Consider the following 14,339-nt stretch of genomic DNA (forward strand, 5'->3'; position numbering starts at 1 on the left):
CTTCTCCGGCTTACGGGCCGAAGCTGACACCAGATTAGCAAACCTCACGACGAGAGCAAGGTCGTTCACCCGTTGGTGAGTCGATGAAGATGTGCCCCCGACCACGTGTCGGCGAGATGAACCCCCAGGTCAGGTAGGGTCCGGTGGTACCGCCAGCCCCTCAAACCCGGGAGCAGTCTGTCGTGGCCCGAGTCGTCGTCGACGTCATGCCGAAGCCCGAAATTCTCGACCCGCAAGGCCAGGCGGTGGCGAACGCGCTGCCGCGTCTTGGCTTCGACGGCATCACCGCCGTCCGCCAGGGCAAGCACTTCGAGCTGGAGGTCGCCGACGACGTCGACGACGCCACGCTCGCCAAGATCGCTGAGACCTTCCTCGCCAACCCCGTGATCGAGGACTGGACCGTGCGCAGGGTCGAGGCATGAGGGTCGGTGTCATCACCTTCCCCGGCACACTCGACGACACGGACGCGATGCGCGCCGTCAAGTACGCCGACGGGGAGGCTGTGCCGCTCTGGCACGGCGATCACGACCTCAAAGAAGTAGACGCGGTCATCGTGCCCGGTGGGTTCTCCTACGGCGACTACCTGCGGTCCGGTGCCATCGCCCGGTTCGCGCCGGTCATGCAGGAAGTGATCGAGGCCGCGCACAAGGGGATGCCGGTTCTGGGCATCTGCAACGGTTTCCAGATCCTCACCGAGGCCCACCTGCTGCCGGGTGCGCTCATCCGCAACCACAAGCTGCACTTCGTGTGCCGCGACCAGTGGCTCAAGGTCGAGAACAACACCACGGCGTGGACCTCCCGGTACGACCGGAGCGCCGAGATCCTCGTGCCGATCAAGAACGGCGAGGGCAGCTACCAGGCTGATCAAAACACTCTCGACGAGCTCGAAGGCGACGGAAGAGTCGTCTTCCGGTACGTCGGCGAGAACCCCAACGGCAGCCGCAACGACATCGCCGGCATCACGAACGCCAAGGGCAACGTCGTCGGCCTCATGCCGCACCCCGAGCACGCCATCGACGCGCTCACCGGGCCCACGGACGACGGACTGGGCATGTTCCTGTCGCTTCTCGACACGGTGGTGAAGGCATGATCGACACCGTCAAGAACGCGGAAGCCACGCCCGACCAGGAGCAGCCCTACCAGGAGCTGGGCCTGAAGGACGACGAGTACCAGCGCATCAGGGAGATCCTGAAGCGACGCCCCACCGACGCCGAGCTGGCGATGTACTCGGTCATGTGGAGCGAGCACTGCTCGTACAAGTCGTCCAAGGTGCACCTGAAGTACTTCGGCGAGACCACGACCGACGAGATGCGCGCGAAGATGCTCGCGGGCATCGGCGAGAACGCCGGCGTCGTCGACATCGGCGGCGGCTGGGCCGTCACGTTCAAGGCAGAGAGCCACAACCACCCGTCGTACGTCGAGCCCTACCAGGGCGCCGCGACGGGTGTGGGCGGCATCGTCAGGGACATCCTCGCCATGGGTGCGCGGCCGCTCGCGGTGATGGACCCGCTGCGGTTCGGCAAGCCCGACGCGGAGGACACGAAGCGAGTCCTGCCCGGCATCGTCGCGGGCGTCGGCGGCTACGGGAACTGCCTCGGCCTGCCGAACATCGGCGGTGAGGTCGTGTTCGACGAGTCGTACCAGGGCAACCCGCTGGTCAACGCCCTGTGCGTGGGTGCCATGAAGATCGAGGACCTGCACCTCGCGCACGCGTCGGGCACCGGCAACAAGGTCATCCTGTACGGCGCGCGCACCGGTCTCGACGGCATCGGCGGAGTCAGCGTCCTGGCCAGCGAGACGTTCGACGGCGACGCCGGCAAGCGCAAGAAGCTGCCAAGTGTCCAGGTCGGCGACCCGTTCACGGAGAAGGTCCTGATCGAGTGCTCGCTGGAGCTCTTCGAGAAGGGCATCGTCGTCGGCATCCAGGACCTCGGCGGCGCGGGCCTGTCCTGCGCCACGAGCGAGCTCGCTTCCGCGGGTGACGGCGGCATGCACGTGTGGCTCGACCGGGTCCCGCTCCGGGCGACGGGCATGACCCCGGCCGAGATCCTCTCCAGCGAGTCCCAGGAACGCATGTGCGCGGTCGTCGAGCCGGAGAACGTCGACGCGTTCATGGAGGTCTGCAGGAAGTGGGACGTCATCGCCACCGAGATCGGTGAGGTGACCGACGGCGACCGCCTGGTGATCACGTACCACGACGAGGTCGTCGTGGACGTGCCGCCGCGCACCGTCGCCCACGAGGGCCCGGTCTACAACAGGCCGATCCAGCGCCCAGCGGACCAGGACGAGCTGCAGGCGAACACGCCGGACAGCCTTCCCAGGCCCGCGAACGTCCTCGAGCTCATCAAGATCATGGCGGCCAGCCCCAACCTGGCCTCCAAGAAGTGGGTCACCGAGCAGTACGACCGGTACGTCCGCGGCGGCACGGTTCTCGCGCAGCCGAGCGACGGCGGCATGATCCGGATCGACGAGGAGACCGGCCGCGGTGTCGCTCTCTCGACGGACTGCAACGGCCGCTACACCAAGCTCGACCCGTACGAGGGCGCGAAACTGGCGCTCGCCGAGGCGTACCGCAACGTCGCGGCCACCGGTGCCACGCCCGTCGCGGTCACCAACTGCCTCAACTTCGGCTCGCCGGAGGACCCCGGTGTCATGTGGCAGTTCGAGCAGGCCGTGAAAGGCCTCGCGGACGGCTGCGCGGAGCTGGGCATCCCGGTGACCGGCGGCAACGTCAGCTTCTACAACCAGACCGGCACCACGGCGATCCTGCCGACGCCGGTCGTGGGCGTGCTGGGCGTGATCGACGACGTCCGCCGCCGCATCCCCACCGGGATCGGCGCGGAGGCCGGCGAGACGCTGCTGCTGCTCGGCGAGACGCACGAAGAGTTCGGCGGCTCCGAGTGGGCCCACCACGTGCACGGTCACCTCGGCGGTCTGCCGCCGAAGGTCGATCTCCAGCGCGAGAAGCTGCTCGGCCAGGTCCTCGTCGCGGGCTCGCGCGACGGCATGGTCTCGGCGGCGCACGACCTGTCCGAGGGTGGTCTCGCGCAGACGTTGGTCGAGACGTGCCTGATCGGCGAGGTCGGCGCGCGGGTGTTCCTGCAGGGAGACCTGTTCACCGAGCTGTTCAGCGAGTCCGCCGGCCGCGTGCTGGTCGCCGTGCCGCGCACCGAGGAGCAGCGCTTCACCGACATGTGCACCGCGCGCCGCCTGCCGTGGCGCAAGGTCGGTGTCGTCGACCCGGAGTCGAACGCGCTGGAGATCCAGGGCCTCGGCGAAGTGCCGCTCGACGAGCTGCGCGAAGCCTGGGAGGGCACCCTCCCTGCCCTGTTCGACTAGGAGCCGGAGCGCATCGCCGTCAACTGGCGGCGATGCGCTGCAGCTGGTCGAACTTGCCGTTGAACAGGTTCTGGTCGCCGGGGAAGTTCCCGGCGGCCTGCCACTGCCAGATGGTGTGGAACTCGAAACCCAGAGGCAGCGGCCCCAGCTTCGAGTTGTAGTGCGCCACCCACAACGGGTTGTTGTCGCCGAACTTCACCGAGCCGCCGACGCACTTGTTCCACCAGCTCGTGGACGTGTAGATCGCCGGATGCCGTTTGGTGAGCGCGAAAACCCTGTCGCTGAACGCCTTCACCCACGCCGTCATCGCAGCCTGGTCCATCTTGTAGCAGGTGTCGCCGTACGGGTTGTACTCCATGTCCAGCGCGGGCGGCAGCGTGCGGCCGTCGGGTGACCAGCCACCGCCGTTGTTGACGAAGAAGTTCGCCTGCGCCACGCCGTCGGAGCGGTCGGGCAGCGCGAAGTGGTACGCGCCCCGGATCATGCCGACGTCGTAGGAACCGTTGTACTGCTGGGTGAACTTCGGGTTCCGGTAGTGGGTTCCCTCGGTCGCCTTGACGTAGGCGAACCGGGCGCCTTTGTCCCAAGAGGACTTCCAGTCGACGTCGCCCTGATGGCTGCTGACGTCCATGCCGGGCACTTTGCCTTCGGTGGGCGGGTCTTCTTCCGCCCGCAGGTCACCGAGGCCTTCGTGCTTCAGGATCTGAGACCCCGCGAAGTGGTCCGCGGAACCCTCTGGCAAGGGCGCCGCGGACGCGGGTGCCGGTGTCATACCGGCGACGATCGCCACGATGCTGATCAAGGTCCGCATGGACTAGATCGTGCGACCATTTGTCCTGATTTGCCACTGGGGTCACCCGTCCAGGCGGGTCAACTCCTCCTTGGTCAACTCCAGGTGGGTGGCCTGGGCCGAATCCTGGATGCTCGCCGGTCGAGAAGCACCCGGAATGGGGACTACCACTTCGGACTTCGCCAGCATCCACGCGAGGCACACCTGGTGCGCGCTCACGCCGTGCGCGTCGCCGATCTCCTTGAACGGACCGCTCAACGCACCCGCCTTGCTGATGCCGCCGAACGGGCTCCACGGCAGGAACGCGATGCCGAGCTTGTCGCACAGCTCGAGCTCCGGCTCGCTCGACCGGAACGACGGCGAGAACTGGTTCTGCACGGCCGTCAGCCGCCCGTCCAGGATGTCGTTGGCCAGCACGATCTCGTCCGGGTTGAAGTTCGAGACACCGGCGTAGCGGATCTTGCCGTTGTCCAGCAGCTCCTTCAGCGCACCGACGGACTCGGCGATCGGCGTCTTCGGGTCCGGCCGGTGGAACTGGTACAGGAAGATCTGGTCGACCCCGAGCCGCTGCAACGAGCCGTCGACGGCGTTCAGCAGGTACTCGCGGGTGCCGTTGAGAGCCCAGCCACCGCCGGGAACGCGGGTGTGGCCGCCCTTGGTGGCGACGAACACCTCTTCCGAACGACCTCGCAACGCCTCCGCGATCAACGACTCGTTGTGCCCGAAGTCGCTGTCGTCGAGTGAGTAGGCGTCGGCGGTGTCGATGAAGGTCACGCCCGCGTCGAGTGCGGCGTGAATGGTCTCGATCGCCTGCGCGCGGTCCGGCCTCCCCTGGATGGAGACGGGCATGCCGCCCAGACCGATGGCGCTGACCTCGACTTCTCCGATACGACGCTTCTGCATGACCTCCACTCTGGCCCACCTCGATTAAGCTGTCCAACGCAAAGAAGTGATCCCATTGAGCACTGCGGGTGATGAATCGTGGAACTCAGACAGCTGGAGTACTTCCTCGCGGTAGCTGACAATCTTCTGATGCATACTGCGGTGCATGGGTGCGATGCCGCGTCGAGCGATGGGCCGGACTCTCATGGAGACCGCCCCTGACCAGCTAGTTTGGGTCCTGTCTGCTCGTGAGTCGAGGACCAGGCCGGGCGATCCTGAGCAGGACTCCAAGGTTGAAGTCCAGATCGAGGACCTCAGGAAGTTCGCTCTGGGCATTGGTGGCCGAATTGAGCGCGAGGTTCTAGAGCCGAACACGTCGTCATTCAAGCGGCGTCGCGTGCTGCTTCCGGACGGTACTTATGGATACCGAGTTGTGCGGCCCGATTGGGAATCCATTTTGACGTCATTGCGACGTGGCGAGTGCAATGCACTTGCGGTCGTGGACATCGACCGTGCGACCCGTGATCCGCGTTTGCTTGAGGACGTGATCGACGCGGTTGAGCTGTACGGCGTATACGTGCGTTCAATGACGGGAAACATCGACCTATCTACTGACGAAGGAATCGCTAGCGCTCGCCGCTCGGTCCAGCAACGCAACGAGGAGTCTCGTAACACCTCCCGCCGTGTGGTGGAGGGAAAGCGGAAGACCGCAATGAAGGGCGGTAAGAACGGCGGGCCGAAGCGCGCGTACGGATGGCGCCAGGATCGAGAGACGCTGAACAAGCGTGAATACGAACATCTCCGAGCGCCACTACCGCGAATCTGGGCGGGTGCACTGACACCGTTGGGACTTGCGCTGGAATGGAACGAGCGAGGCATCAAGACTGTCGGGGGTGGACCGTGGCGGGCAGCCACGATCCGGAACATGTATTTGAATCCGCGCATGTGCGGAATCAGGACCTATCTGGATGAGATCCTGTATGACGACCACGGACTGCCCGTCCGTGGTCGTTGGCAACCGGTCATGACTGACGAGGAGTTCGCAAAAACGGTAGCTGCGTGGATTCCTGCGCAACCGAACGAGCGGTCACGGTTGGGCGCCAAGGGTAGCGGGTGGCGAACGAATACGTTGCTGTCACCATTCGTGCGGTGTGGGGCATGTATGGCCCGGATGGTCGGCTCATCGCGAACGAACCGCAAACGTGAGAAAGAAAAGTTCTACCGCTGTCTTGGAAGGAATCAGGGCGGATGCGGGTCAGTGGCGCGACTCGCCGCGCCTGTGGACGAGTATGTGACGGCCCTGGTCATCGCTGACCACGAACGGGTCGCATCGTCCAAGGTTGAGGACCTTCCGCCGTGGCCAAAGCAGAAAGATCTCACTGACCTTAAAGAGCGAATGGATGAATCCACTCGCCAGTACGAAGCCGGAACCTACAAGGCGGAAAGCTACTTCCCGAGTATCGCCAGGATGGAAGCAGTGCTAGCCGAACTGCGCAGTGAACAACGCAAGTACGAGCGGCGGCGTGAGGGCCGGAAATTGACGGTCTCCAACCTGGCAGCAGAGTGGGAGAAGCCAACTTTCAGCTTGGAGCAGAAACAGGCCGCGATTGCGACTAGCTTGACGGCAGTCATCATAAAACCCGCAGGAAAGGGTAAGCGATTTGATCCGAATCTGATCGAACCGGTCTGGAAGGTAGAAGGGGACGTCTGACTATTGATATGGGAAGCGGGGGTGACCGGAGAGACTCCGGTCGCCCCCGCTTCGTGTGGGCAGTGCGGTCACTTCGGGAGGGTTATTCCGTAGACGGCTGCTACGGATCGCGCCCACTCTCTCGACCTGGCGGGAGCGTTTGCGAGTTGCTGCTGCGCCCATTGCCTTGGTGTTGGGATAGTGATCGCTTCATCATCCTGCTTCTCGCTTTCGTTGTCTTCCTGTGCAGCTGTGCTTACTGAGTTGGTGTCACCTCCCAATTGGCCGTTCGCGTCCGGTGTATTCATCGTATGGTCATCACCTCCTTTCGGGTTGCTGCCTGTCATCCGAACAGCCCGGATAGGGCGGTGATCCCCGACACGATTACTGCGTTTATCGTGCGACCGATCTGTCCAGCGATCCCGGTTGGAGCGAGGCTCACTCCCAGTGCGAAACCGAGCACCACCGAAAGGATCTTCTGCTTGCCGTGCTTGACGGCGTAGAAGATCACCAGCGCCAGGATCAGCGGGACGGCCACGGTCACGGTTTGAGTGGTGGTCATGTGTCACCCCCTCTCCGCGCGGCTGAGAGCGTCGCTGACGGCCTGGCGGTGGTAGCCCTGCCGGTTGCGCCCGTCCTGCCTGATCTGGGCCGGAGAGAGCCCCAGAGGCCGCAACGCGTCCGCCAGGTCTTCCGGTGTCCAGTCCGCGTACCGGTCGTGCCGCTCGGCAAGCCGAGCCAACAGGTCCACGGTCCACACGCGGTCGTTGTCACCGAACGCGGCCAGCACGTCGGCGACCGCCATCCGGTCCAGCCCGGCAGGCTCCCCGCCACGCGGAGAAGGCAGCGCGGGCACGACACGGTGTCGACCCCCACCAGAGCGACCCTGCACGGGCACAGAACCGTTGGCGTGACGACGTTTCCGTGCCGCCTCCCACGACACCGCGTCCACACGCGGGCGGTGCGGTGCGCGCTGCCGCGCCCGGTCGCTGGTGTCCTCATCGGACACGGGCCGGAACTTCGACAGCACGGGGTCGCGGTAGTGCGGGGCGTAGACGTACCCGCACCCGGCATCCTCGGGGCTGTCGGCAGAGGCCGGGTTCAACCGGTCTGGCCGCCACCCCTCCCCGAGCATCGACGGGCCGAGTACCAACCGGACGTCCGCGTGCCGACACGCGTGCAGGATCTTGAGCGCCGTGGTGTCGGCGATCGCGTCCCCGAGCGTGTCCGACGTCGCCTCGGTCGCGGCCAGCAGAAGAGACACCCGCGCCTTACGTCCGATGCGGAGCAACTCCACCGCCATTTCCTTGGCAGCGTTGGACAATCGGCTGTACTCGTCCACGAATACGATCACCGCCGGATGCTCGGGTGAGGGCACCCACTCACGCCCCGGCATTCCCATGTCCCGCAACAGATGCGGCCTGACCTCCGCCAGAGCGAGCGCGTCCGCGAGAGCGTCCTCAATGCCCGCACGGCTGCGTTCCGAGCGTTCGATCGAGTCGCCTAGCACGTCCAGCCCGGTCCCTGCGGGATCGAGATCCCACACGGTCGCGTCCGCGCAGTCGGTGACCGCGTCAGCCAGCGTGCACAGGGTCGAGGACTTGCCCGAACCGGTGTCACCGATCACGACCCCGTGCACCCCGAGCAACCCGAGCGCCAACGGCTCTCCGGTGATCACCGAACCGACGTGTAACCGGTCGGTGATCGAGCGCGACACCAGCGGCAACGCCGCCCGCGCGGGTGCCGACGCAAGACCCGTGAACGGGTCCCGTTCGGCCAGCCGGATCACCACCCGGGCGCGGCGGGTGCGGTCCGGGGACGCCATCGCCCCGCCCGCAGGGAGATCGAGCGTGGTTTCCAGCGCGGCCAACTTGTCGACCACCTGACTCGGGGTGCCCCGGCGCAAGATCACCGGGACTTCCCACCCCCACGCCTGCCGCACCGCTTCCCCGACCATCCGAAGATCCACACCTTCGGTCTTCAGCGCCCGCGCCACGGCGTCAGCAGCCTCCGCGCGGGTGTGCGCGTCAGCGATCGGAAACGGTTCGTCCGGACCACTGTGGACGATCAGATCGAGGTCATGATCAACAGCCGCCGGCCGAGGGTGAACACCCCGTCCTACCAGCGAAAACAGGCCAACCATGATCGCGACCGCGGTAGCGTTCCCGATCTTGCTCGCAGCCCCGGTCACGAGCAGCGTCATGACCACGGCCGTGATCAGTACGAGCACCGTCCGCAGCACGGCCAGACGCGCCCACTCCTCACGCAACCGCTTCGCGGTCCCGTGACGCTGGTCGTCGTCCATCTGCTTGACCAACGCCGCGTAGGACGAGTGCGCCGACGCCCACCGCACGGTGCGCGAGAGCACCCACCACGCGCCCACCAAAGCGTCAACGGTCACCCGCCAGGCCCAGCGCGGCGCACGGCGCGCCACCCAGCACACGCCCCGCCAGGCCGCGCCCGCCGCGCGATACCGCAGCCAACCGGCCGCGTCCCGCACGGGCGGGCCAGCGACCCGCCACACGGCTCGCACGGTTCGGCGCAGCAGGCCTTCCAGCACAGGCCAGACGCGCCAATCCGCAAGCGCCGCAACGCTTCTCCGCGTGCGGGCTGACACAACGAGGTAGGCGGGCGAGCACAGCACGCGCTCGACCCACCACGCCACGGCCGCATCAACCACAACCGTGACCGCGCTCAACCATCCGAGCCGGGTTGCGCGCACCCGCGCTGCCCACGTCCGCATCACATCACGCACGTTCATCGGCCACCGTCCACGCGAATCGCGTGTGCCTGTGTTCGCGGTTCGGGAATCGAGCTCGGGGAGCTGGTCACCGCGTCGGTGTCCAGCCACGCCGCCCGCACCGCGTCCCGCGACTGTTCCTCGGGCGAGCCGGACGAGAGCGTTCCGCGAGCGTCCATGAACACTCGCGCCATTTCGTGCTCACTGACGTACTGCGTTGCGACGGCGAGCACCGCCGCCGCTTCCCTGGCGATTTGCCGGTAAATCCAACCGCCATCGCGCTCTGCCGCGATGGTCGGGAGTTCTTCGCCCAGCCATGCCAGGTGGAACAAGCGGTTCTGCATCTGTTCTGGAGTTTCGAACATGAGGTAAACCCAATCTCTTAGCGGCGACTCTCTTGTGAGAGCCGTGCCCCGCCTTGGTGCAGGGCGACGACTCAAGTAAGCCGCCCGCCAAAAGGAACATCTATGACAGATCCCGCATACGCTATGCGCTTCCCCGAATATCCTCAGGTCAGGCGCTCGCGCGTCATGATCGACATACAAAAGTTGGGTAAATCAAGCTCAATATGCTGGATCGGTATGTTGATCTCTGTCACGTGTCTACACCGCGCCTGAGCTGCGTAAACACCCCTGCGGCCGAGGGTTGGGCACTTCCATTCCTCAATACTCTTCGTCTAGCGCTGGTCGTTCGCCCTGAGGAGTGAGCGTGAACACGCAGGCTATCCCCCGCAGAGTGGCCGTGACCTGCGGATATGCGGGATTGCGGGTAACGCTACCCGCAAACTGTCATAGACCCCGCTAACTGCTGGTGGGCTAATCGGTCTGGTTGGTCGCACACGTGACCGCACAAGTATGCAGAGGCGCGATGAGATTGTGACCGAATGTCGATGATTGTGACGGCGATCCTCAGTACGCAGATAGGCCGTTCGGCACACGGAATCATCGAATGTGAGCAGCTGATAGAAGAGATACTGGATACCGAACACTTGGGGTGGGAAACGCTTCTCGCGGTCGGGGATGTCGAGTTCTACCGCGATCGATCGGGGCCTTACCCCAACCATCAACTCAGGGTCAGCGTTTCACCGAAAAACGGTGTCGCCGCCTTGAGCTATACCGACCACGACGACCCCGCCTTATCCATTGCCAACTCCCACAACCCGGACGGTAGCAGCCCCGCTATTGACCTGGTTTTCAACGGCGACACCAGAGCGATATTCCCGCGCTCCGCACTGATCCCGATTTCTCTCGCACGTGCCGCGTTGACGGAGTGGCTGACAACCCGCTCACGCCCCACGTGCATCGAATGGGTGCCCTATGACGAGTACTGACCACCACGCCCACGTCTACGACATTCCTGCGGTCGACAACTACGGCAACCGAATCACCATGCGGCTCAGCTGCGTCGGACCTGCCATCGTCACCGTGGAATTCCTCACCGCGAACAGTGTCCGGCTTGCCGAGTACCACGTCTCCATCACCAACACAGGCCACCTGCTCACCGCGATGAGTGCCTGCGAACGATCGGCTCGCATGTGGCCTGTCGACGCCGAAACCGTTGCTGTGCAACAGGAACGTCCGTGCGCTCGAACCGACGGCGACACGGTATGAGCGACCAGAACGCCACCCCTGAGATGCCGCAAGAGGAAGTCATGACGGTTGAGCCTGCCGGTAAGTTTGTACCGACTGCGGAAATGGACAACGCAGGAAATGTGTGGCTGTCGCTGACCGACGAACAGCGCTCGGAGTTGTTGCATCAGCGACGTGTCAATCACACGTCGACTAAACCCTTGCCAGGAGGGGGGAAGCGTGAAGCCTGATCTCATTGACTTCATCTGTTTTGTCCTGCTGACCGCCGTATTGCTCGCGGTTTGCCGCTTCGCGCGGTTCCACAAGACGAAGCGAAAGAAGCAGCCCCACGCAGCCGTCTTGCTGCCGCTGATCGAGCGGCGATCCCTTACGTGCAAACTCTGCCCGATCGGTGGAGTCTGTACGGAAATACAACACCAGTAGAGTGGGAGGAGATATATTCGTGGCTGCTGAAGTTCTGACTGAAGACTTGCTGCGCGTTTCGCTGGAACGGTTGGCACGTGAGGTTGTTAAAACTCATCCCCAGTTTGATGAAATGCTTGCAATGCGTCTGATGCGCACATGCGGACTGGTTTCAGACCCAGTGCGAGCGGAGTATTTTCGGGAACTTGGCGTGTTGCTCACGGATCTCGGCCGCCTGTATCTTGCCGAGGCTGATGTACTCAAAGGTGGCACGGAGCAGGAATGAGGTGCGCCATTCATTCTCCGATGACCTGTTGCAGGCCCGGCTCTGCCAATCTGACGGGTATAGAGTCGGGCCACGGATACTGAAACCCTACGGGGCGGCCGGGGATGTGCGTTAGAATCAACGCTCTTGCATCAGCGCCAATTGCTGTGTCGTACGCCTGTTGAGGGGTCAAATGGTACTCGGAGTGGCTTTCGGCCCCGGCCTCACAGAGAAACAGGTCGGCTTCTGACGCCAAGTCCTTCAATGCATCACATGGTCCAGTGTCACCCGAGTATGCGAACGACTTATCGGCGCGAGTGATCCGTACACCAAAGGCAGTCACGGAATGGTGAACTGCGCGGCTATGGACATTGAATCCGCCGAGCTTTGTGATCTGGCCGTCTGAGATATGGCCGATGGTGAATAGTGAGCTACAGACATCGCTGTCTGCCTCACCTGACAGGAAGTAGTTCATCCTGAGGTCCCAGCCCTCAGGGCCGAGTATAGAAATCTTCTTGGCGTTGGGCGTGTTCATTGCCCAGTTTGCGAGTGCGGGCAAGTCGGCGAAGTGGTCCGGATGCAAATGGGAAATCCAAACACCTGAAAGTTCGTTCGGGTCAACGCACTCAAGCAAGGCGGCGAAAACGCCCGATCCGCAATCGAGGAGGATGGTCGATTCATTGTCAGACAAGAGGTAGCCCGAGCACGGGCTATCGCGACGGGGGAAAGGCGTCGCAGACCCAAGAATGGTCAGCTTCATCTAGTCGCCTTCGGGTTCTGGCTTTGGAGCGGTGTCGCCCAAGAAGGTCGAGATCTTCTGCTGAAGGTCAACGGCAGGCTGCGATCGAGCGAACACTTCATTTTGGAGTTGCTTTTGCATGTCGCGGAGCCTGCGTATAGCGCCTTCGACCCTGTAGGTAGGTGCAATCTCAAACAGAGGTGCGATCGACTGTGCCGCGCTGACGACGTCATTTTCATGCAAAGCGGAAGCGGCGATGTCTGCCCGAATCACTGCAATATTGGCGAAATGTTCGGGTGATTCAGTCAGGTAGCGCGACAGTGCTTGTGTCAACTTTTCTCGCGCCCGGCTGTACTCGCCCGCCCACAGATAGGCAGTTCCGATGCAGCGGAGGTGATTCGGCTCGGAGAACAAGATCATCCCCCGTTCTTCTTCTTTGGCTCCCTCAATCGGGTTGGCCTCTGCTCGCTCTATGGCTGCATGAAGGCCTTCTTTGTCGCCCAGTCGTGCCAGCGCGCGCACCCTCATCGAAGTTGCTCGCATGAAGCCGGATTTTGTTACTGCAACGGCTAGAGCGCGCTCTGCGAACGTGGCAGCCTTAAGCCAGTCCTTCATCCAAAAGGTATTTGCCGATTGAAGGCTGAGGACCCATGATCGAAGCTCTGCGAATTCTGAGGCATCGGCGAATTGTCTCGCTAGTCTGAGCTGATCCGCAGCAGCTTCATATAGCCCGTAGAAGTCGCTCGATGCGCCCGCTAGATAGCCGAGCGTTCGTGCTCCATACGCATACAATTGTTGTTCTTGGCTAGGTAGACGTTTGCTCTCCAGCAAGATGAAGATGTCGTTGCGTAGCTGACGGCTCCGATTGAAGGTTTCAAGCGGATCTTTCGAGATGAAGTCGAAAGCAAGCTTCCTTACTTCGTCCTCGATCTGGTCAAGAGTCGAATAATGAAGTTCGGTCACAGGATGCCTCAATCCGTAGTTGACGGACTCTTGTGCCGCAAGTCGTACAAACTGAACGTCGGAGGTTGCCCTGTGATCGGCGACCGCAAACTCGTAGGCAGGTTCTAGCCAGTCGGGTTGAGGTTTGGAAACTGCATTGCCGAAGCCGGAACGTGCACCGTTGCGGTTCTCGATCAGTGTAACGTCAGCTCGATTTTCTCCAGGAAAATCGAACCACAGAAGGTCTTTGGGTAGGTGCAAGGCCGTCGCGTACTCCAGCAGGGCCTTGAGATTCTGCTCTGGCTTTACGCCTTCGATTCTGCTGACCGCTGTCTGGCTCAATCCAAGCCAACGGCCGAATTCTTCTTGACTAAGGGGCCGTCCGAGGAGTTTCAGAAAACGCTCGTGCTGCCGATATGCCCTGAATATCCTTCCTATGTGATGGCTGTTGAAGGCTGCGCGCATCTCGTCTGTAAGAAAGAACTCTCTTGTCAACCCGGCGGGTGGTTTATTAAGTCCACCAAATTCCCGGAGACAGCGGCCGCACATCAGAGTCGTGTTGTCCGTGGCCAAGGGGGTATCGCAGTTTCCGCATCGGCGCTCACTCGGGGTCAAGGCGCCACGTCCACGGTTCGGGGTCATGGCAGGACTCTCACCTCATGCGGTCCGAGTGCTAGCGGATCTCCAGACTACTCCTTGATCACGTCGGTTTCGTGGACTTGCAAATTGCAGCCTGTAGGGGGTCGCAGGCACGGATAGCGGCCACACGCACGTGGGTTTGCTGTAGGCAGACGAATGGTGCCACCCCATAGCTAGCCCCCTACGGGACTACAGCGCAGCTCAGGCGATGTCTGGAGCCGCTACATCGCTAGCCCTACGCCCCTACGCTGTAGGGGCGGCAGTGGACCGCTGTAGGGCCCTGGGGGTTGGCTGATTCTTGGGCTTGCGTTGGGCCCTTGCG

Annotated in this window: 15 protein-coding genes; 8 read left to right on the forward strand and 7 right to left on the reverse strand. The window is 63.1% G+C overall.

Going from position 1 to position 14,339, the window contains the following annotated elements:
* The first annotated feature begins 182 nt into the window (after positions 1 to 182).
* Genes purS through purL form a run of 3 tightly spaced genes read left to right on the forward strand, consistent with a single transcriptional unit; the run spans position 183 to position 3,339 of the window.
* On the forward strand, positions 183 to 422 hold the full coding sequence (gene purS, locus AB0M24_RS24875) for a phosphoribosylformylglycinamidine synthase subunit PurS (protein ID WP_030465889.1): 240 nt from the start codon (positions 183 to 185) through the stop codon (positions 420 to 422).
* Positions 419 to 1,090, forward strand: a complete 672-nt coding sequence (purQ, locus tag AB0M24_RS24880) for a phosphoribosylformylglycinamidine synthase subunit PurQ (protein ID WP_363772279.1) — start codon at positions 419 to 421, stop codon at positions 1,088 to 1,090. Before purS ends, purQ begins: the two co-directional genes overlap by 4 nt.
* The gene (gene purL, locus AB0M24_RS24885) at positions 1,087 to 3,339 is read left to right on the forward strand and encodes a phosphoribosylformylglycinamidine synthase subunit PurL (protein ID WP_363772282.1); all 2,253 of its coding nucleotides are present in this window, start codon (positions 1,087 to 1,089) and stop codon (positions 3,337 to 3,339) included. The genes purQ and purL overlap by 4 nt, the downstream gene beginning before the upstream one ends.
* Before the next feature lie 19 nt (positions 3,340 to 3,358).
* Here purL and AB0M24_RS24890 read toward each other — a convergent pair whose 3' ends face one another.
* Positions 3,359 to 4,150 (reverse strand): lysozyme, encoded by a 792-nt coding sequence (locus AB0M24_RS24890; protein WP_363772285.1) that lies wholly within the window; start codon positions 4,148 to 4,150, stop codon positions 3,359 to 3,361.
* 42 nt (positions 4,151 to 4,192) lie between these two features.
* Complete coding sequence (locus AB0M24_RS24895; protein WP_363772288.1) at positions 4,193 to 5,032, reverse strand: aldo/keto reductase; 840 nt, start codon at positions 5,030 to 5,032, stop codon at positions 4,193 to 4,195.
* Between the two features lie 145 nt (positions 5,033 to 5,177).
* On the opposite strand from AB0M24_RS24895, the gene AB0M24_RS24900 reads away from it, so the two are divergent.
* Complete coding sequence (locus AB0M24_RS24900) at positions 5,178 to 6,722, forward strand: recombinase family protein (RefSeq protein ID WP_363772291.1); 1,545 nt, start codon at positions 5,178 to 5,180, stop codon at positions 6,720 to 6,722.
* Between the two features lie 322 nt (positions 6,723 to 7,044).
* On the opposite strand, the gene AB0M24_RS24905 is transcribed toward AB0M24_RS24900, so the two are convergent.
* From AB0M24_RS24905 to AB0M24_RS24915, 3 genes are read right to left on the reverse strand one after another with little or no spacing between them, the layout of a single operon-like run.
* Complete coding sequence (locus AB0M24_RS24905; RefSeq protein WP_363772294.1) at positions 7,045 to 7,263, reverse strand: hypothetical protein; 219 nt, start codon at positions 7,261 to 7,263, stop codon at positions 7,045 to 7,047.
* Positions 7,264 to 7,266: 3 nt separating this feature from the next.
* Complete coding sequence (locus AB0M24_RS24910; RefSeq protein WP_363772297.1) at positions 7,267 to 9,462, reverse strand: hypothetical protein; 2,196 nt, start codon at positions 9,460 to 9,462, stop codon at positions 7,267 to 7,269.
* Positions 9,459 to 9,806 (reverse strand): hypothetical protein, encoded by a 348-nt coding sequence (locus AB0M24_RS24915; RefSeq protein WP_363772300.1) that lies wholly within the window; start codon positions 9,804 to 9,806, stop codon positions 9,459 to 9,461. The genes AB0M24_RS24910 and AB0M24_RS24915 overlap by 4 nt, the downstream gene beginning before the upstream one ends.
* Before the next feature lie 518 nt (positions 9,807 to 10,324).
* Between AB0M24_RS24915 and AB0M24_RS24920 the strand changes: the two genes are divergently transcribed.
* The 4 genes from AB0M24_RS24920 to AB0M24_RS24935 all read left to right on the forward strand — a co-directional run bounded on the left by AB0M24_RS24920 (position 10,325) and on the right by AB0M24_RS24935 (position 11,718).
* A complete protein-coding gene (locus AB0M24_RS24920) occupies positions 10,325 to 10,771 on the forward strand; it encodes an Imm1 family immunity protein (RefSeq protein WP_363772303.1) in 447 nt (148 codons plus the stop codon).
* Complete coding sequence (locus tag AB0M24_RS24925) at positions 10,758 to 11,051, forward strand: hypothetical protein (RefSeq protein ID WP_363772306.1); 294 nt, start codon at positions 10,758 to 10,760, stop codon at positions 11,049 to 11,051. Before AB0M24_RS24920 ends, AB0M24_RS24925 begins: the two co-directional genes overlap by 14 nt.
* Positions 11,048 to 11,260: a hypothetical protein gene (locus tag AB0M24_RS24930; protein WP_363772309.1), complete on the forward strand. Its 213-nt coding sequence runs from the start codon at positions 11,048 to 11,050 to the stop codon at positions 11,258 to 11,260. The genes AB0M24_RS24925 and AB0M24_RS24930 overlap by 4 nt, the downstream gene beginning before the upstream one ends.
* A gap of 212 nt (positions 11,261 to 11,472) precedes the next feature.
* Positions 11,473 to 11,718, forward strand: coding sequence for a hypothetical protein (locus tag AB0M24_RS24935; protein WP_363772312.1), 246 nt, complete (start codon positions 11,473 to 11,475; stop codon positions 11,716 to 11,718).
* A gap of 10 nt (positions 11,719 to 11,728) precedes the next feature.
* On the opposite strand, the gene AB0M24_RS24940 is transcribed toward AB0M24_RS24935, so the two are convergent.
* Positions 11,729 to 12,457: an MBL fold metallo-hydrolase gene (locus tag AB0M24_RS24940; protein ID WP_363772314.1), complete on the reverse strand. Its 729-nt coding sequence runs from the start codon at positions 12,455 to 12,457 to the stop codon at positions 11,729 to 11,731.
* The gene (locus AB0M24_RS24945) at positions 12,458 to 13,951 is read right to left on the reverse strand and encodes a hypothetical protein (RefSeq protein WP_363772317.1); all 1,494 of its coding nucleotides are present in this window, start codon (positions 13,949 to 13,951) and stop codon (positions 12,458 to 12,460) included.
* Positions 13,952 to 14,339 lie beyond the last annotated feature (388 nt).

The organism is Lentzea sp. NPDC051838 (genome assembly GCF_040681245.1).
Taxonomy (GTDB): Bacteria; Actinomycetota; Actinomycetes; order Mycobacteriales; family Pseudonocardiaceae; genus Lentzea.

Coding starts and splice junctions, on each gene's coding strand:
- purL (WP_363772282.1), top strand. CDS start 1,087: ATGATCGACACCGTCAAGAACGCGGAAGCCACGCCCGACCAGGAGCAG.
- AB0M24_RS24905 (WP_363772294.1), bottom strand. CDS start 7,263: ATGACCACCACTCAAACCGTGACCGTGGCCGTCCCGCTGATCCTGGCG.
- AB0M24_RS24925 (WP_363772306.1), top strand. CDS start 10,758: ATGACGAGTACTGACCACCACGCCCACGTCTACGACATTCCTGCGGTC.
- purQ (WP_363772279.1), top strand. CDS start 419: ATGAGGGTCGGTGTCATCACCTTCCCCGGCACACTCGACGACACGGAC.
- AB0M24_RS24900 (WP_363772291.1), top strand. CDS start 5,178: ATGGGTGCGATGCCGCGTCGAGCGATGGGCCGGACTCTCATGGAGACC.
- AB0M24_RS24890 (WP_363772285.1), bottom strand. CDS start 4,150: ATGCGGACCTTGATCAGCATCGTGGCGATCGTCGCCGGTATGACACCG.
- AB0M24_RS24910 (WP_363772297.1), bottom strand. CDS start 9,462: ATGAACGTGCGTGATGTGATGCGGACGTGGGCAGCGCGGGTGCGCGCA.
- AB0M24_RS24930 (WP_363772309.1), top strand. CDS start 11,048: ATGAGCGACCAGAACGCCACCCCTGAGATGCCGCAAGAGGAAGTCATG.
- AB0M24_RS24940 (WP_363772314.1), bottom strand. CDS start 12,457: ATGAAGCTGACCATTCTTGGGTCTGCGACGCCTTTCCCCCGTCGCGAT.
- AB0M24_RS24920 (WP_363772303.1), top strand. CDS start 10,325: ATGTCGATGATTGTGACGGCGATCCTCAGTACGCAGATAGGCCGTTCG.
- AB0M24_RS24895 (WP_363772288.1), bottom strand. CDS start 5,032: ATGCAGAAGCGTCGTATCGGAGAAGTCGAGGTCAGCGCCATCGGTCTG.
- AB0M24_RS24915 (WP_363772300.1), bottom strand. CDS start 9,806: ATGTTCGAAACTCCAGAACAGATGCAGAACCGCTTGTTCCACCTGGCA.